Below are 17666 nucleotides of genomic sequence, written 5' to 3' on the forward strand. Positions count from 1 at the left end.
TAATGTGTCAACTTGACAGGGTACAGTACCAGCAACTCAAATCAACCTTTTTATTATCGCTTATTTTATCGTGTCTCTTTGTAATTGCGGGGAGTCTGCTACAGATTAACTGGCTTTTTAAGACCGGAATTATCTTGATCGGTTTTATAATCCTGATAGGTGCCGTCCTAATTGGCTGGTTTGAACACACGGAATTATTTACCTTTGCTAATAAGCGGGTTGTTTTTTCCGACCTCCCCAAAAGGGATGTTCAATTAGTTAAAATCGGATGTGTCCTTCTTGGCATTATTGGCTTATTTCTAATTGGTGTTGGAATTGTCATTACCATTTGAAAACAGCTGGGAAGCCGCGATGGTTTTAACGACCGTGATAGTTTCCCAGCTGCCCTTTAAATTAAGCCTCTTGCCATAATCAAATCTCGCTGCCGACTTTGACCAAGCGTAAAAATATGATCCGAAATCACTTGGAACCCCAGATGCTCATAAAATCTCCGAGCAGGCTGGTTGTGTTCCCACACCCCCAGCCAAATTCGGTGCTTGTGAAGCTGGCCGGCAATCTCACTGGCTTTGTGAATCAAGTGGGTTCCCAGCCCTTGATGCTTAAAAGCGGATAAGATATAGATCCGTTGAACTTCCAAGGTCTGGGCCCCCATTTTTTCAGTTTGCGCGTTATCGAAATTGACTTTTAAATAACCGGCAAGCTGATCAGCCACGTAGATAAAGTAAAACGCAGAATTAGAATCTGATAATTCCAACGTCAACTGATCCGGATTGAATGATTGTGCCAAATAATTTTTAAGATCATCCGGACTATTTTGGTCGGCAAACGATTCGCCAAACGTTTGCCGGCTAATTTTTTCAAGTGCGGCCACATCAACCAGGGTACACTCTCTCACCAAAACCATAACCTCACTCCTTCGCTCAAAAGATCATCGTTTTGATAGTATACCCAACTCAAGAATAACGTGTCAAATCAGGATTGACTTCTAGCTCGCAAACGACGAACCAAAAGCTTCCTGCCCTCTTCCAATAAAAATAGTGGAATCGGGATACATGCGAGAAATAACCACTCGGCCGAATTAAGAGGTGCCGTATTAAAAATTTCTTGGAGCAATGGCACTTCCATCAAAATTCCCAGGAGCACGATTTCAACCACAATTCCCAGCCAAATGCGTCGGTTGCTGAAAAGTCCCACCGAAAAGACCGATGAAATTTGGGTTCGGCAATTCATTGCCGCGGCAATCTGGCAGAAAATGATCGCCCCAAGCGTCATGGTTGTTGCCTGAGCATACAGACTTCCAGATGCGGCTAACGCAACGTTTGGCCAGCCATGAACATAGTTAACAAAGAAGTACGCGCACGTTGAAATGATCGACGCGACTAACCCGTATAAACCGAACGCTTTCCAAATGATCTGCCGATTTAATAGGTGGCTATTCTGAGGCCGCGGGGGCTGATCCATCATTCCGGGTTCGGGCTTTTCAATTCCCAATCCAAGTGCCGGCAGTAAGTCAGTTCCCAAATCAACCGTTAAGATTTGCATCACGGTTAATGGTAACGGAACCAATCCCCTGGTGAGAAGAAAGACAACGGATGGAGCAGCTTCCGGGACGTTACTGTTAAGAATGTAAAGCAAGAATTTTTGCAGGTTACTATAAACCGTCCGCCCCTCTTCAATCGCACTTACAATAGAAGCAAAGTTATCATCGGTTAAAATCATGTCGGCGGCATCCTTGGCCACATCGGTTCCGGTGACGCCCATTGCAATCCCAATGTCAGCCCGCTTCAAGGCCGGGGCATCATTGACACCGTCGCCGGTTGACGCGACAATTTCACCGTTTTTTTGGCACATCGACACAATTCGAAATTTATGTTCGGGGGCCACCCGGGCAAAGATAACCTCCCCCTTCAAAGCTTGGCGTAATTCATCATCAGATAACTGATCCAGCTCGTCACCGGAGATCACCCGCGCGTTAGCCGACGTAATTCCAATCTTTGTGGCGATACTTTTAGCCGTCACCGGACTGTCCCCAGTCACCATAATGATCCGAATCCTGGCCCGATGACATTTTTGGACCGCATCATAGATTTCCGGGCGGGGTGGGTCTGACATCACCGTCAGCCCGACAAAAACCATGTGCGTTTCGGCGGTTTGGGGAGTGTAGTCAGCAATTTTCGTCCCGGCAAGCGGATCGTCTGCGGTCACTTCCCGATATGAAAATGCTAGTGAGCGTAATCCTTCGCGGGCATACTGCTCGTTTGCGGTCAAAATGCGCTGCCGATCCTGTTCAGTTAGCGGCCGGACAACGCCCTTATCTAAAATTTGGTCACAAGCGGCCAACTCGCTCCCCAAAGCCCCCTTCGTATAGATCAGCCGATTTCCAGCGGGGGTTTTAGTGATGGTTGACATTAATTTTCGTTTAGAGTCGAAGGGCAGTTCCCCCAACCGTTCAAATTGTTTCGTGAGGGCTTGGCGATCCTCCCCAGCTTTGCGGGTCAAAATAACCAGTGCTGCTTCGGTAGGCGTTCCGAGAATTTTTGCTTTCTCATTACCAGACCCTTCATCAACGCTGGTATCATTATCGAGAGTCGCAATTCGGATGAGGGTTGCCAAATCAGAATCCTGTTCCAGAGAAAAGGCCTGATTGCCAGCCATTATCTTGCCGTTGGTAACGTAACCCGTACCAGTGACATCATAGGTGTTTCCGGCCAACCAAAGGTGGTTGACCGTCATCTGATTTTGCGTGAGCGTCCCGGTTTTATCTGAGCAGATAACCGTGGTTTCACCGAGCGTCTCAACACTATTTAAATTTTTAAGTAACGCGTGTCGTTTAGCCATTCGTTGGGTTCCCTGGGCTAAGGAGAGAGTTACCGTCGGCAATAACCCCTCTGGAATAAAGGCCACGATCATCCCCAACGCAAAGATAAATGAATTGGCAACCGGATAATGCACAAAGAAAATTGCCAAACCAAAGAACGCGATTCCAATCACCATCGCGATAATCGTTAACTGACGGGTTAAATGATTCAATTCACGTTGGAGCGGATAAACAACTTTCTTCTGCCCCTGAGTCAATGTGGCGATCCGACCAAATTCGGTATCCATCCCGGTCGCGTAAACTAACGCCAACGCGGTGCCATTTGTGGTGACCGTCCCAGCAAAAAGCATGTTATCCTGGGAAAATTCCCCCTGACCATGATGATACTCCGGGGTTTTATCAACCGGTACCGATTCACCCGTCAGCGATGACTCATCAATCTCCAGGTTAGCGGACGTGATAATCCGCGCGTCTGCGGGCACGGCATCGCCTGCTTGAAGCTCGATTAAATCACCCGTGACCACGTCTTCAGTGTTCACCCGCAGAGACTGACCGTCCCGGCGAACTTTTACATAGGATGGCAACATCTTTTTCAACGAGTCAGTCGCTTTTTGAGCGGCGTGCTGCTGCCAATACGAAAAGCACCCGTTAATCACGTTAACTGCCCAAATGGCAATTCCAAGTTCGACCATATGAGCAGCCATCGCAATGACCCCGGAGATCCATAGAAGAATCGCCATCATTGAGGTGAAATTTTCAATAAAGACGAGGATTTCGGATCGTTTCTTCACATTGCGAATCGTGTTGGGCCCATCTTGAGCCAACCGATCGGCAGCCGCCTGGCTTGTCAGTCCGTTTGAACTGGTATGATATTGCGCCAGCAACTGCTTCAGGTCTGCTTTGGCGACATCGTCGATTTGCGTTGATTCTGACTTATTCATACGCTCCCCCCTAATCGCGCTGAATTGCGAAGTATTTAACACCATCATTATATGACTTTATTGAAACGGGGGTGCAAAGATGGATACAATTATCAGCATTGAGCAGTCGAAGGCACCCAAAGCCGGAAACTCAGCCGGCCGTTGGTTTCAAGATTCTTAGGTGATGGGATGTCCCAACAAGTTGCCGACAGTAAAACAATCTAAGATTAAATCCAGCTAGAAACTGAAATTAATCTTAGATTGTTTTATATTGATCCGAATTTTAAGGTCCCAAAATGGGCGCTCCAAGTCGGTTTTCCGTCTCACTCGTTTTTACCAACTCAGAAAGCCAGTTGCTTATTGACATCACTTAATTAGTGATGAGCGGTCGCCGTTAGATCACCCAATATCTTGTCTACTGGCTCTTGATGCGTGAGGGACGCCGGTGAAAATAGCTGATCAATTAACTCATCTGCCATTAAATGGCGACTTTTAACCAGCCGTCTAACCGAAAGATGCTTCGCCGCGGCTTCTTTAATCAAACTGGTTGTTTTTTCGTACCCCAAATACGGTGACAGGACCGTCGCTGAAATGGTCGACCGCTCAACCTCGTCGCGGCAGCCGTCAACGTTTGCCGTCATTGCAGTGATGCAGTTTACCACTAAGGTTTTAATTGCCTTAGTCAAATGCGTTTCACTGGTTAAAATTGACTTGAACATAATCGGCTCAAACGCGTTTAATTCAAGTTGCCCCGCCTCAGCAGCCAGGGTCACGGTCGTGTCGTGCCCAATCACCTCAAAGGCAACCTGATTGACAACTTCGGGAATCACCGGGTTCACTTTGCCGGGCATGATCGACGAACCCGCCTGAACCTTGGGAAGTTGAAGCTCATTTAACCCGGCCTGCGGACCGCTTGATAGTAATCGTAGGTCATTGCTGAATTTCGATAAATCAACAGCCAGTGCCCTGAGGACCCCTGAAAACGCCACATAGGCATCACTGTTTTGCGTTGCATCCACTAAATCACCGGCAGTTGTAAGAGATAAGTGGCTCAATTGATTTAAAATAGGGACCACTCGCCGCTGGTAAGTTGACGTCGTGTTAATGCCGGTTCCAATTGCCGTCCCGCCTAAATTAACTTCTGCTAGCGTTCTTTTAACATCCTTAATTCGGGAAAGGTCCCGGCTAAATAAACTTCGATAAGCTCGAAAGCTGCGACCAAATGTAGTGGGAACGGCGTCCTGAAGCTGGGTCCGGCCAACCTTAATGGCATCTCGATAGACGGCTGCCTTGGCATCTAGGGCGTCAATGAGTTCTGTGAGCGCCGTTTCAAGGGGCGAAATAAGCTTCAGCATTGCCATTTTACCAGCAGTCGGATAAGTATCGTTAGTCGACTGCGACTGATTGACATCATCATTCGGGTGAATCATGAGTGGCTGATGGCCATCACGACCACTTAGGCGGCTTGCCAAGTGGGCAACAACTTCGTTCACATTCATATTGGTTGAAGTCCCTGCACCACCCTGAATTGCTGGGACAATGATCGAACGATAATCCTTTGAGAACAACAGCTGATTGACGGCCGCGACAATGAAAGCCCCCTTTTGTTTATCCAGGGTTTTTGCCTCAACATTTGCCATTGCGGCAGCCTTCTTGATTTGCAGATAGCTTTCAATCATCACCGGGTTGACCCGTTCTTCGGTAATGGGAAAATTACGAACAGCTCTTAACGAATGGATTCCATACAACGCGTCATCCGGAACTGGCAATTCACCAATGCAATCTCTCTCAAGTCTCATAATCAATCCTCATTTCATGTAATGTTTTGTGACATCTAATAACAAGTACTAATATATACCTATTCAAAATTTTGTCAACATTTTCCTTTGAATTCAGTCAATCAAAGGGTAAACCAATACATAACATTCCTCCGTCTCGGAATCGAACTACAACGTTTAAATCAGTAAATCCTTAAAATTAATGTTATATTTTATGACATTTATGAATAACCAAAATTCTTACTAAATCTTTTCTTAAGAATGTCTTTGGCCCAGCCAATCTTTGGTAAGGTTATCTATAAAGACTTATCAAACTAATGGGGGAAATTCACGTGAAAAAAATCATTCTCATCCCGACAATCCTGCTTCTTAGTATGACCCTGGCCGCGTGTGGCCAATCAAAGACCCAATCACAGACTGCTTCGTCATCGCAGAAGTCATCTTCATCGTTCCGCGTCGCTAATAACGGTTCGGCAATCACCCATGATGACTATGAAAAAATCCAAACCGGAAACGTTACCGGTCCTAAAGACGGGGATGCCCAATCCACCATCTTGAAAGCATTCGGCAAGCCGGATTCGAAAAGTCAGGTCACCGTTAACAGCACCAATAAAAAGGCAGCCGTTCAATACGCTTGGAAAAATGTCAGCGATCACTTCAAAGCATCAGCCGTCACCGTCGAATTCTTAAACGGCCACGCAATTGGAAAGGGCTACATAGAAGCCGGCATTCATCAGCGACGTTACATTTCAACAGCCAGTATTAATCAGGTCCATAAGGGAAATACCTACCCCCAAGTTCTTAACGTTTTAGGGACTCCGGATGCGGAATCGGTCACGGGTTCTGGTGATTTATCCGCCCGAAATTTGACGTACGCCACCGGAAAAGACGGCCGGTCAATCAGCTTAATGTTTGCCGGTGACAAGTTGACATCAAAGACGGCAACCGTCGTTAAATAAACGCTCATTAAAATTACTTCCGGCATTTGCGCCAAAACAGCCGCCCCAGTTTCAAAGCTTTTTGAATCCGGGACGGCTGTTTTGGTGTTGTTTATTTGAATGGATCATTTTTAACTTTACGTCCATAGGATAACAGTGTTATTTTTATGATGGTAAGGAGGCGCCCCTATGGCAGGCAGAACCAATAGCACAAAAAACGACATTGTCGACTTAGCGATCCGAATGATTACCGAAAATGGCTACCAATCCATTTCACTTCGAAAATTACTGGGTCGCCTGCATCTGACCACCGGCTCATTTTATAAACATTTTGCCAGTAAAGAGGCGCTGTTCGAAGCAGCATCGATCCGCATTTCTCAACGGTTTACTGAGCAGGCAGCCAAAGCAATCGGCCACTCGCCAGATGCCATGACGCGCCTCATCGATTTGGGAGAGTTTGTGGTCCAAAAGATTGCCTCTCAACCTTTTTTAACCGATTTTTTATTTTTTAACCCCAGCACCGCCTCAATTTACTCAAGCACCGATCAAGCGCCCCATTTTGAATTACTAAATCTCACTCATCAGGTGATTGACTCATTGAGTGAATCGCCTGAAAATACCAACTCTGAGGGCGACCTGTTTATCAAACTTTGGTCGTTCATTCAGGGCTACGGGTTGTTGATCAGAAACGGGGCAGTGACATACAACCGCCAGTTTTTAAAATCGGTTGCTTATCAACTCATTGGCATCCCCACAAATTAATAGGAGTTCATACAAATGACGACCATTTTAATCGTTTATTGTCACCCATATAATCAAAGCTTCAACCACGCCGTCTTGGATCAGGTTATTTACAATCTGCGCTCGAAGAAAATCCCGTGGCACTTGATCGACCTCTATGGCGAGCAGTTTAACCCGATTTACGACGCCAAAGAATTAGAGCTGTTTCACGATGGCGGCACCCATGATCCCAAGGTCACCGCCTATCTGCACGAATTACGGACTGCTGATCAATTAATCATCATTACGCCGGTATGGTGGAACAGCGTCCCGGCCATGCTGAAGGGATTCATTGATAAGGTCATGAAAGAAGGCCCCGGACTGTCACATACCGTGACTAAAACCGGGGTCAAAGGCGAATTAACTAACATTCAAAGAGCCTATGTCTTCACAACGTCGACGTCACCCACCCTTTATTTAAAATACTTCTCAGGAAATGCCATTAAGAAGATTTTTATCAACAAGACGCTCAAGCAGCTGGGTATCGGTCACGGAACCTGGGTGAATTTCGGTGGGATCTCATCATCAACTCCGGTACGAAGAAGCAACTATTTAAAGGCCATCGCTCATTATCATTTTTAATGACGTTTAAATACGTGCATGTGGGAAAAGTGGTTAACTTCCGGCCTATATGTGAATCATTCAAATATCATGGATTTAGATATCTGGATAATTCACATATATGGCAGGAAACTGCTTGTTGGCGCACGATTCTGCTAGGTAATATTCGAACTTAACAATGAGGCTGAAGCAAAACTTTTAGTTTTGTCTCAGCCTCATTGTTTAAATTCTGATCGCAAAGGACCGTTAAATCTCCCCACCGTTTTAAAACGGGTTAACGCGTTGCTTCACATTTGCCTGGTTTTAAACCGAAACTCGTTGAGCTGAAATCCGGAAACGTATATAATAACAGGTACATGCAACGCGGCATTCCGGTCAATTTAGAAGCGCGTTGAGATACTTGTGAGCCTGTGCTTTGGTGGTTGGCTTTTGCTTGAGAAAGATCCACTCCAATATCAGCAAAACCGTTTCACTGCAGTGATCGGCCATCAATTCTGTGGGCACATCGGGCTTGGTGTAGGCCAGTGACTCATAAAAGATCTTCTGCATGATGGCTTTCAAATAGTTAATAAAGCTTGTGATTAGCGTTCCGGAGAAGTCATTATTTTTCAAAATGTCTTTCAACAGATCCTGACGCTTTTCAAAGATATCGTAAAGCCGATCAAAGTAAATCAAAAGTTCATTATCTGAGGGTGCTGACTGAATCTGATCGACTTCAATTTCGGCAGCCAAAACATGCCAACAATAATCGACCAAATCATACTTATCGTCGAAGTAATTATAAAAAGTTGCCCGGGGAAAGTTACTGACCTTACAAATCTCGTTGACGCTAATATTGTCAAACGACTTTTGTGACAGCAAGCTCAGCATCGTTTCAAAAAACGCCGTCAAGGTTCGCTCAGCCCCCCGCGTTGGTTTTTTGGATAAATCATATTTCATTATCATTACCTCATAGTTTGCATTTTTAGCTTTTTGTCTAAATTTAAACAAATGCAAGAAATTGTAACTTGCATGATTGTCAGGCTGGGTTTATCATCTTTACGTAGCTTATACAAGTGTCTAAATTTAAACAATTGTTCATTCAAAGATTCAAAGAATAGATTACCAGAAAGAGGAGAGAATTTCATGCAAAGATTTCGTGAAAGACACGTCTTGGCACTGATCATTTGGATCGGGTTAGCCCTGATTGCGATGTTCACCCTACCGAATATTTCGCAATTAGTTCGTGATAAGGGGGCCGTTACGTTACCGGCAAACGTTGAAAGCCAGGTTGCCAATAAGATTCAAAAGAAGGCAGCCGGTGGCAAATCCGTGCGAACCTTAATATTGGTTTTCAACAATAAGCACGGCAAATTAACGACTGATCAGACTGCGGCAGTCAACGATACCGCAACCGCAATCCGTAACGATTCAAGTCTACATACGACAAGCGTTACCAGTCCCGGGGACAACGCCGCGGCCCAAAAGCAGCTGACTTCCGATGACAAGACCACCCAGATGGTGATGGTCACGCTGCCAAACAAGTATAAGGTTCGTACTCAGACAAATAAATTACTGAATAAGATGAACACACCGGGACTTCGAACCTACGTTACCGGCAACGATATCCTAAATGAAGACTTTTCAACCGTCACTGAAAAAGGGCTGCAGAAAACTGAAATTATTGCGGCAATCTTCATCTTTATTGTCCTCATTATTGTTTTTCGATCACTGCTCATCCCGATTATTTCACTCTTAACGGTTGGGTTATCCTACTTGTTATCACTAAATATCGTGATGAATTTAGCTGACAAATTCAATTTCCCAATTTCCAACTTTACCCAGGTGTTCTTAGTGGTTGTTCTGTTCGGAATTGGTACCGACTACAACATTCTGCTTTACGATCGGTTTAAAGAAGAAATTAAAAATGGCCAAGCGGCGGTCGCGGCTGCCAAAACTGCCCGTCACCACGCCGGTAGAACCATCCTATACAGTGGTTCTTCAGTTTTGATTGGATTTACCGCGCTTTCCCTGGCCAAGTTCTCATTTTATCGGTCAGGCGTTGCCGTGGCGGTCGGTGTTGCTATCTTGCTATTAGTGCTCCTCACATTCAACATGTTCTTTATGGCAACCCTTGGCGAGCGACTTTTTTGGCCAAGCAAAAACTTATCGGCGCATGACCGGAGTTTTTTATGGAATTTCTTGTCCAAATTCACCCTGTCACACACCTTCGTGATGGTGGGCATCCTAGTGATTGCTGCCATTCCATTACTGTTTGTCGGCAATCACCCACTCAACTTTAATAACGCCGATGAATTGCCTGATTCAGTTCAATCAAAAGCCGGCTACAATGTTATTCAGGCTCACTATCCTGCCGGAATGTCAGGTCCATCAACCCTTTACATTGAAAACAAGAAACCATTGAATAATCAAAAGGACTTAGCTGAACTCGACGATTTAACCGGGTATCTAAAATCCGAACCCGGCGTCAAGTCAGTCACTTCTGTTACCCGTCCAAGCGGTAGCAAGATTAACCAACTCTATCTCAAGAGTCAGCTCGGAAAACTTGTCAGCGGCTTAAATCAAGCCAATTACGGGCTTAAAAAGGTTCAAAAAGGCCTCAAGAGTGCCAACCAAAAGCTTGCCAACGCCAACACGTCACAGAGCACTGCTCAGGTCCAGAAATTGGCTGATGGTGCCAAGAGCTTGCAGTCTGGTGCCCAACAGTTAAGCCAGGGCGTTTCATCATACACCGCCGGGGTTGGCCAATTATCAAGTGGCTCCGCCCAGCTAAGTTCTGGGGCCGGTTCTCTCACTTCCGGTGTTGGCCGCCTGCAATCCGGCAGCCAACGTGTGACGGCGGGAATTCGCCAGCTTCAGCGGAAAACGGCTCGTCTAACTGCCATTCAGCGAAGCGCCGGCACCCTTGCGGCTGGGTCCAGTTCAGTCAGCGCCGGATTAGGTCAGCTGCGATCACAGGCAACCCCATTTGCCAGCGGTTTAAATCGGCTTAACCAGGGAAGTTCTCAACTGCAGCAAAAGAGCGCATCCCTGAACTCAGGCGCGCGGCAGGTTGCCAGCGGCAGCGCTCAAGTGAACACCGGCGTCCAGGAACTTAATACCAAGATGAAACAGCTTCAAGCCCAAACCCAGCAGCTTGAACAGGGGCTGACTTCGGCAACCACTGCCCTCGGTCAAATTGATAATGGCACCAATACCGTTAACAATTACCTCAAACAGATGCGAAAGTCCTACCTTGGTAACACCTTCTACATGCCTGCCGACACAATTAAGAGCCCAACTTTCACCCCTTCTCTGGATGCATTCATGTCCAAGAATCGTAAAATCAGCAGTTTAACCATTGTCCTCAACTCAGATCCAAGCACGACGCAATCGGCTAACCGAATCCGGACAATTTCAAGCGACGTCAAAGCCCGCTTGAAAAATACGGACCTTAAAAACGCCACGGTTGCCATCGGTGGTCAGAGTTCGCAAACCGCTGATTTACAGAAAACTGCCAATGGTGATTTCTTACGAACCGTTGCAATTATGCTGATTGGAATTGGTCTGGCATTAATGATCGTAACCCGGTCACTGGTTCAGGCCCTCACAATTATCGGCACGCTGATTGTCACCTACTTTGGCTCACTGCAAGTTACCCGGTGGCTGTCAGGTTACCTGATGGCGCGCGATATGTTAACTTGGAACACGCCATTCTTCAGTTTCATCATGTTAATCGCCTTGGGAGTTGACTACAGTATCTTCCTGATGATGCGTTATCGGGATGACGCATCGGCAATTCCAGACGTTCGCCGCCGAATTCTTCACTCGGCCACAATTATCGGCACGGTTGTCATTTCCGCCGCGATCATTTTGGGCGGCACCTTCGCAGCGTTAATTCCATCAAACGTCTTAACGTTGATCCAGGTAGCAACGACCGTTATTGTCGGCCTCATCATCCTGGCAATCACCTTACCGATCATCATGTCGGCCATGATCAAGTGGACCTATCCATACGTCACTGACAAGATGTATCAGAAGAAGCTTGAAGAAGATGAGCGGCAACATCCAACTCGTCGAAGTAAACATTCAGATTCATAAGCTTCATTCGTTTCGTTTTCAATGTACCAACAAGCAGTTAAAATTTATTTGAAGTGAAAAGCGGAGGCTAACCATGAAGATGTCATGATTGGCCTCCGTTTGTAAATTCAGACAAACCGTCATTTGCCTCCGACCAAACCCACGGGACATTTGACAAACAACCCCCAAAAACGATATATTTTTTATTAAGATTGTCATTTAAACGTCGCTTCTTAGGTCGACAACAACTTATTTTAATGAAAGGATCTGCAATTTATCAAAATCATTAAACGATTCATCACGCTTCTGGCATTACCTATTTTTGGAATGGTCACGGGCCTTTTGATTAGTCAAACCACCCCAACCGCAGCCAACGCGGCTTACTTCAAAACCGGCAAGGTGCATTCCCAAACGCCTTCCAGCTGGCAGGGTAATTGGTACTCATACGTTAATGGCCATATCTGTGTTACCCATATCAACAAGTATTCAGTTACCCAGACTTACAAAGGTGACACGCACAGTCTCTTTCGATCCAATTGGAAAGGTTACAAAAAACTTGCGGTTGCCAAAGTACTGAATTCAAGCAAATACACATTCAACGCCCTTGCCCAACACGCCTATCAAAGTGATGGCGGTTGGCGGATTACCCACCGAACGATTAATCATCAAAAAGTCAGGGTACTGCGGGATTATCACGGTTCAGGTGGCTATGTTGATCTATTTCGAGCCCCAGTCTACAAAACGTACGCTAAGTAAAGATAAACCCGAGTCAATTTGAATATCATTTTCAGTCATTTATGGAGGAAACTATGTCTCAGAACAAAATCGTCGACGCGTTATCTTACCTATCGATTATCTTTGCACCATTCATTTTTCCGTTTATCGTCTGGTTGGTAACCAGCAACAATCAAGACATGCATGAAACCGCTCAAAAAGCGTTTCTCCTGCATTTAATCCCGGTGGTCCTCACGATCCTAACCGTGATGCTTCTCGGCATTACAGGGCTCACAACTAGGGATTCCCAGGTAACCGGCATCATGTTTATTGTATTGGCATTGTTAGTGGGAATCATTGACTTTGGCATGTTTGTTTATAATCTTTATCTTGGCATCAAAATTCTGATTGCTGATTAATCGGTATTCAAATACCCAGTATAAAAATGAGGTTGAGGACGGCTCTTAGAGCTTAATCCTCAACCTCATTTAATTTAGAATCTCAATTACTTATAAATCACAACGGCTTCGTTAGTATGGGTATACTTCCAGACCTTTGGCATCTGCGAAGGCGGATTATTCAAGCACCCATGGGAATGATATTGTGATCGGGCACTCGGATTACCATAGACGGTTGCCGGTTGCCATGGTGAATCATGCAAGCCAACCCCGGACAAAGTGACCGGTTCCCAGTAACCGACTGGTGACGCGTACTTGGATCCGTCACTATTCTTCCCTCTTAAGGTTGCGTGACGCTGCTTGTACATGATGAAGTAGGAGCCAGTCGGAGTGGCGTTGCCGCCAGTCAGCGTCCCGGACATGATCGGAATTTTAACCTTCAATTGGCCATTCTTATAAACATATTCTTGCAGATTAGTTAGATCAACAGCGACGTAGGTTTTTCCGGCACCTTTCAGCCCGTATCCGGTTCCAGATACATAGTTCTTCAAGTTAATAGAAGCGGCCTGCTTCTTCTGCAGATTTGTGAGAATTGCTTTACTCAACAACTGCCGGTTAACTTTCCAGCCATAGGTCCCGCCGCTTGGAATATGAACTTTTTTGCCGCGAACCGTCACGGTCAGTGCTTTACCCAAGGTATCAACCTTGTTAGCAAATTTGTCAACCCACTGATTGAGCTTTGTTGATTTGAAATGATAGGTGCCATCGGCAGAAACGTGGCCGCTGGTCAACCACTTGGCTGCTTTAAAGTGATAAGACTTATTGTAGGTCGTCAGCGTAACCGAACTCTTCAACATCTTTTGTACGTTCTGCTTGCGCTTTTGAATTGCGGCGCTATTCGGCGAAGCAGCAACATCCTTCGTCATCTTAACGGCAATTACCAGGTTATCGCGAGCCTGCTTCTTAAAGTCCTTGATCATCTTGGTCTTGTCAAGTTCGGTCCCCTGAGTTCCCTTGGTAACCGTTACGTGCCCATTTGCCAAATGAATCGTTGAATCAATCGTTGGCTTCCTGGTCAAATTAAGCTGATCAACCCGATTCTTGAACTTTGGCAGCAGGGTCGTCATTCGATAATGGTATTGTTGATTGGAGACCTCGGTTTTCGCGTTTAGCTTTTTGGCAGATAACATCGTCATGGAACTTCGATGCTTAAATAATTGCTTAACATCCTGAGAATTAACTTTAATTCGGGAATTCTTGACAACCAGGTAATCCCCATTCTGATCAATCTGCGAATTATTTAACTTCTTGGTTGCCTGAGCAACCGTTAAGCCGGAAACGTTCACATTGTTAATCTTGGTCCACTTAAAATGGTTTTGAAAATAAACGTGTGATCCAATAAAACCGCCGGCTAGCAATAAAACAACGACCGCAGCAATTCGCGTTAATCTGCGATTTCGTTTTGTTTTCTTTTGCCGATTATACTTTTCTTTTCGTGACATGGCTCTTGCCAACCTCCCTGGCAATTATTAACTTCATTTTACAAGCATTAGAGGGTACAATCTATCTATGTGACTTGGGATTGAAAACCTTAATTAAATCTTCAAGCTTCCACAGTCGTTAATTACAATTATCTATCATATCACGAATTAACCATCTTTTTGGCGAATCATTTAATTTGTTACAAAAAGATTAATAATAAATTACAGAATTGAGGAAATTACATGCACCTAGTTATTGAAAATTCCAAACCTATTAGGGCAGCAGCTGCTTACATTCGCCTTTCAGTGTTTGTCATTGAACGCCACATCGCCCTTGAAGATGAATTTGATGACACGGATTCGGATCAGGAAATTTACGCGGTTTGTTTTGACGGCAGAACGCCCGCGGCAACTTGCCGCTTTGAAAAAGTTGCGCCCCAAACCCTTAAAATTGGCCGGGTTGCCACCCTTAAACAATATCGCCATCAGGGGTTAGGCACAAAGGTGCTCACAGCAATGGAAACATACGCCATCGAGCATCATTACAAACAATCAGTCATCCACAGCGAAGTGACTGCCAAGGATTTTTATGAGCACTTAGGCTACCACATTGCCTCCGAAATTTTTATAGAAGATGGGGTCCCCTGCGTTAACATGAAAAAAAGCTTGGAATCCCACTAGTCCTTCCAAGCTGACCCCATCATTAACCGGGGTTATTTTTTAATTTGATAGCAACCTTTGCGACCAGGTAACTCCCAATGCTGGCCGCTTAATTTTTAAACGAATGAATGGGTGCCGGAATCCGACCGCCCCTGGCAATCATTTTTGCTGGACTATTTGGATTGACCGGCATGACTGGCGCGTATCCAAATATCCCGCCAAAATCAATGCGTTCGCCGACTTTTTTACCGGTCGCCGGAATTACCCGAACTGCGGTTGTCTTGTTGTTAATAACGCCAATGGCTGCCTCGTCGGCAATCATACCGCTGATTGTTTCAGCCGGCGTGTCTCCGGCAACGGCCACCATGTCCAGTCCTACTGAGCACACCGCCGTCATCGCTTCAAGTTTTTCTAGATTCAGATTACTGTGTTCGACGGCCCGAATCATCCCACTATCTTCTGAAACGGGGATAAAGGCGCCTGACAACCCGCCAACGTGTTCACAGGCCATCACGCCACCCTTCTTCACGGCATCGTTGAGCAACGCTAGTGCAGCCGTTGTTCCCGGCGCCCCAACACTTTCAAGGCCAATTTCTTCTAAAATTTCAGCCACCGAATCACCCTGACTTGGCGTTGGCGCCAATGATAGGTCAACAATTCCAAACGGCACGTTGAGACGCTTGGCAGCCACATTACCCACAAACTGCCCCATTCGAGTAACCTTGAATGCGGTTTTTTTGATGGTCTCAGAAACAATATCGATCGATTGACCGCGAACCTTTTCCAACGCCCGCTTAACGACGCCCGGACCACTAATACCAACATTGATCACCTTGTCAGCTTCACCAACCCCATGAAAAGCGCCGGCCATAAACGGATTATCCTCAACGGCATTGGCAAAAACAACCAGACTCATACAGCTAACCGGATCGATTGCCGCTAGATCTTTAACAACCTGGCCCATTTGCTTAACGGCGTCCATATTAATCCCGGCTCGGGTTGAGCCAACGTTTACCGACCCACAAACCCGGCTGGTCTCACTCAACGCTTCAGGAATGGAAGCAATCAGCGTTCGATCACCAGATTGGTATCCCTTTTGCACCAGGGCTGAAAAGCCACCGATCAAGTCAACGCCCAGTGTTTCGGCGGCCCGCTGCATGGTTTGCGCGTAAGCCACGTAGTTATCATCATGGCAGGCAGCGGCGATCATTGAAATCGGCGTTACTGAAATACGTTTATTCACAATTGGAATCCCATATTCGGATTCAATTTGGTCAGCAACCTTCACCAAATCCTTGGCAGAGGTCGTCAATTTTTCGTAAATTTTTTGCCGGGCCTTCTCGCCATCACTGTCAATACAATCAAACAGCGAAATCCCCATCGTAATGGTCCGGATGTCCAACTTTTCTTCAGAGATCATTTGAATGGTATCTAAAATTTGCTTGGTTTCCATGAACAAACGCCCTCCTAAAGCTTTTGAATTGCGTCAAACAATTCCTGACGCTGAATATGAATATCCAATCCGGTTTCAGTCCCTAAATCGCTCAAGCCCTGCTTCACCTTTTCAAAGTCAACGACTGCATCGTCCCATTCCCCCATTAACATCATGGTGAAGTCTCCGCTCATCAAAGTTTGGGAAATATCAGTAATGTTAACCTTTAAAGTCGCCAGGAGTTGTGAAACCTTCGCAACGATTCCGATTTGATCATGGCCGATTACCGTAATAACTGCTTTCATTCAAATTTCTCCTTTTCATCTCTCAATTAACGTGTTTCATTCATAATACCCGAAAATGAGAGTGGCGACAATCTAATTTTAATTTAAAGGTTATCAGGACAAATTCATAAGAATAAAATTGGTCCGAATAAATATGATATAATGTTATTAAATGTAAACGCTAAGTAAAGGTGGTACTTAAGATGGCAACCGAAAAAGAAAAATTTTTAGCAGGTGAACCTTACAGTGTTTTGGATCCGGAATTAACGGCTGATGAAACCCGGGCCCGCCGCTTATGCAAGATGCTCAACGAACTGGACGATACCGCCAGCGACGAAAAGGATCATATCATTCGTCAGCTATTTGGATCAGCCGGTAAGCAGCCCTGGGTTCAGCCCAACTTCCGCTGCGATTTTGGTTACAACATTCACGTTGGTGATAATTTTATCTGCAACTACGATAATGTTATTCTGGACATTTGCCCGGTAACCATTGGCAATCACGTCATGCTGGCTCCCCACGTTCAGATCTACGCAGCCTATCATTCATTGGATCCCCGATCGCGGGCAAAGTTTGTCGGGATGGGAAAGCCGGTCACAATTGGAAACGACGTGTGGGTTGGTGGCGGTTCTGTGATTTTACCAGGGGTAACATTAGGAAACAATGTGGTTGTTGGGGCGAACTCGACAGTCACAAAGTCCTTCGGTGATAACCTGATTATCGCCGGAAATCCAGCCCGAGTGATTCGCGAAAATCCGTATAAATCAGAAAAATAATTTAAAATAATGTTGACACCATTAAAATTTGGGTGTAGATTAGGGTCTGTCTTAAAACAAGCTTTTT

At 45.6% G+C, this 17666-nt stretch carries 15 protein-coding genes; 8 read left to right on the forward strand and 7 right to left on the reverse strand.

Features of this window, described 5'->3' with window-relative positions:
• Window positions 1-388: 388 nt before the first annotated feature.
• From FD47_RS11585 to FD47_RS11595, 3 genes are all read right to left on the reverse strand, one after another.
• Entirely contained in the window at window positions 389-904 is a 516-nt protein-coding gene (locus FD47_RS11585; protein WP_171035029.1) for a GNAT family N-acetyltransferase, read from the reverse strand.
• A gap of 68 nt (window positions 905-972) precedes the next feature.
• A complete protein-coding gene (locus tag FD47_RS11590) occupies window positions 973-3759 on the reverse strand; it encodes a cation-translocating P-type ATPase (protein WP_056980701.1) in 2787 nt (928 codons plus the stop codon).
• 353 nt (window positions 3760-4112) lie between these two features.
• Complete coding sequence (locus tag FD47_RS11595) at window positions 4113-5537, reverse strand: aspartate ammonia-lyase (protein WP_054735977.1); 1425 nt, start codon at window positions 5535-5537, stop codon at window positions 4113-4115.
• A 311-nt stretch (window positions 5538-5848) separates the two neighbouring features.
• Here FD47_RS11595 and FD47_RS11600 point away from each other — a divergent pair, with 311 nt between their 5' ends.
• The 3 genes from FD47_RS11600 (at window position 5849) to FD47_RS11610 (ending at window position 7816) form a co-directional block, all read left to right on the forward strand.
• On the forward strand, window positions 5849-6475 hold the full coding sequence (locus FD47_RS11600) for a DUF3862 domain-containing protein (protein WP_225352945.1): 627 nt from the start codon (window positions 5849-5851) through the stop codon (window positions 6473-6475).
• Between the two features lie 168 nt (window positions 6476-6643).
• On the forward strand, window positions 6644-7216 hold the full coding sequence (locus FD47_RS11605; RefSeq protein WP_054735982.1) for a TetR/AcrR family transcriptional regulator: 573 nt from the start codon (window positions 6644-6646) through the stop codon (window positions 7214-7216).
• Window positions 7217-7231: 15 nt separating this feature from the next.
• Window positions 7232-7816, forward strand: coding sequence for an NAD(P)H-dependent oxidoreductase (locus FD47_RS11610; protein WP_054735983.1), 585 nt, complete (start codon window positions 7232-7234; stop codon window positions 7814-7816).
• A 354-nt stretch (window positions 7817-8170) separates the two neighbouring features.
• On the opposite strand, the gene FD47_RS11615 is transcribed toward FD47_RS11610, so the two are convergent.
• Entirely contained in the window at window positions 8171-8734 is a 564-nt protein-coding gene (locus FD47_RS11615) for a TetR/AcrR family transcriptional regulator (RefSeq protein WP_040538058.1), read from the reverse strand.
• A 186-nt stretch (window positions 8735-8920) separates the two neighbouring features.
• Between FD47_RS11615 and FD47_RS11620 the strand changes: the two genes are divergently transcribed.
• From FD47_RS11620 to FD47_RS11630, 3 genes are all read left to right on the forward strand, one after another.
• Window positions 8921-11875 (forward strand): MMPL family transporter, encoded by a 2955-nt coding sequence (locus FD47_RS11620; protein WP_056980702.1) that lies wholly within the window; start codon window positions 8921-8923, stop codon window positions 11873-11875.
• 321 nt (window positions 11876-12196) lie between these two features.
• Window positions 12197-12610 carry a hypothetical protein gene (locus tag FD47_RS11625; RefSeq protein WP_225352950.1) on the forward strand — a complete coding sequence of 138 codons (414 nt, stop codon included), beginning with the start codon at window positions 12197-12199 and terminating at the stop codon, window positions 12608-12610.
• A gap of 53 nt (window positions 12611-12663) precedes the next feature.
• Window positions 12664-12987, forward strand: a complete 324-nt coding sequence (locus FD47_RS11630; protein ID WP_040538059.1) for a magnetosome magnetite crystal formation protein family — start codon at window positions 12664-12666, stop codon at window positions 12985-12987.
• 86 nt (window positions 12988-13073) lie between these two features.
• Here FD47_RS11630 and FD47_RS11635 read toward each other — a convergent pair whose 3' ends face one another.
• Window positions 13074-14468, reverse strand: coding sequence for a L,D-transpeptidase family protein (locus FD47_RS11635; protein WP_056980703.1), 1395 nt, complete (start codon window positions 14466-14468; stop codon window positions 13074-13076).
• A gap of 222 nt (window positions 14469-14690) precedes the next feature.
• Here FD47_RS11635 and FD47_RS11640 point away from each other — a divergent pair, with 222 nt between their 5' ends.
• The gene (locus FD47_RS11640; RefSeq protein WP_008214427.1) at window positions 14691-15128 is read left to right on the forward strand and encodes a GNAT family N-acetyltransferase; all 438 of its coding nucleotides are present in this window, start codon (window positions 14691-14693) and stop codon (window positions 15126-15128) included.
• Between the two features lie 88 nt (window positions 15129-15216).
• Here the strand turns inward: FD47_RS11640 and FD47_RS11645 are convergent, their stop codons facing one another.
• Window positions 15217-16560 carry a PFL family protein gene (locus FD47_RS11645; RefSeq protein ID WP_056980704.1) on the reverse strand — a complete coding sequence of 448 codons (1344 nt, stop codon included), beginning with the start codon at window positions 16558-16560 and terminating at the stop codon, window positions 15217-15219.
• 14 nt (window positions 16561-16574) lie between these two features.
• Window positions 16575-16844 carry an ACT domain-containing protein gene (locus tag FD47_RS11650; protein ID WP_054735988.1) on the reverse strand — a complete coding sequence of 90 codons (270 nt, stop codon included), beginning with the start codon at window positions 16842-16844 and terminating at the stop codon, window positions 16575-16577.
• Window positions 16845-17026: 182 nt separating this feature from the next.
• On the opposite strand from FD47_RS11650, the gene FD47_RS11655 reads away from it, so the two are divergent.
• Window positions 17027-17599 carry a sugar O-acetyltransferase gene (locus FD47_RS11655; RefSeq protein ID WP_008214424.1) on the forward strand — a complete coding sequence of 191 codons (573 nt, stop codon included), beginning with the start codon at window positions 17027-17029 and terminating at the stop codon, window positions 17597-17599.
• The last annotated feature ends 67 nt before the right edge of the window (window positions 17600-17666 follow it).

It is taken from the genome of Lentilactobacillus parafarraginis DSM 18390 = JCM 14109 (assembly GCF_001435895.1).
Classification (GTDB): domain Bacteria; phylum Bacillota; class Bacilli; order Lactobacillales; family Lactobacillaceae; genus Lentilactobacillus; species Lentilactobacillus parafarraginis.

What these genes read in the sequence shown, in the direction of transcription:
- FD47_RS11590 (WP_056980701.1), bottom strand. Translation starts at nt 3,759, where the DNA reads ATGAATAAGTCAGAATCAACGCAAATCGACGATGTCGCCAAAGCAGAC.
- FD47_RS11650 (WP_054735988.1), bottom strand. Translation starts at nt 16,844, where the DNA reads ATGAAAGCAGTTATTACGGTAATCGGCCATGATCAAATCGGAATCGTT.
- FD47_RS11605 (WP_054735982.1), top strand. Translation starts at nt 6,644, where the DNA reads ATGGCAGGCAGAACCAATAGCACAAAAAACGACATTGTCGACTTAGCG.
- FD47_RS11645 (WP_056980704.1), bottom strand. Translation starts at nt 16,560, where the DNA reads ATGGAAACCAAGCAAATTTTAGATACCATTCAAATGATCTCTGAAGAA.
- FD47_RS11615 (WP_040538058.1), bottom strand. Translation starts at nt 8,734, where the DNA reads ATGAAATATGATTTATCCAAAAAACCAACGCGGGGGGCTGAGCGAACC.
- FD47_RS11630 (WP_040538059.1), top strand. Translation starts at nt 12,664, where the DNA reads ATGTCTCAGAACAAAATCGTCGACGCGTTATCTTACCTATCGATTATC.
- FD47_RS11620 (WP_056980702.1), top strand. Translation starts at nt 8,921, where the DNA reads ATGCAAAGATTTCGTGAAAGACACGTCTTGGCACTGATCATTTGGATC.
- FD47_RS11585 (WP_171035029.1), bottom strand. Translation starts at nt 904, where the DNA reads ATGGTTTTGGTGAGAGAGTGTACCCTGGTTGATGTGGCCGCACTTGAA.
- FD47_RS11655 (WP_008214424.1), top strand. Translation starts at nt 17,027, where the DNA reads ATGGCAACCGAAAAAGAAAAATTTTTAGCAGGTGAACCTTACAGTGTT.
- FD47_RS11640 (WP_008214427.1), top strand. Translation starts at nt 14,691, where the DNA reads ATGCACCTAGTTATTGAAAATTCCAAACCTATTAGGGCAGCAGCTGCT.
- FD47_RS11635 (WP_056980703.1), bottom strand. Translation starts at nt 14,468, where the DNA reads ATGTCACGAAAAGAAAAGTATAATCGGCAAAAGAAAACAAAACGAAAT.
- FD47_RS11610 (WP_054735983.1), top strand. Translation starts at nt 7,232, where the DNA reads ATGACGACCATTTTAATCGTTTATTGTCACCCATATAATCAAAGCTTC.
- FD47_RS11595 (WP_054735977.1), bottom strand. Translation starts at nt 5,537, where the DNA reads ATGAGACTTGAGAGAGATTGCATTGGTGAATTGCCAGTTCCGGATGAC.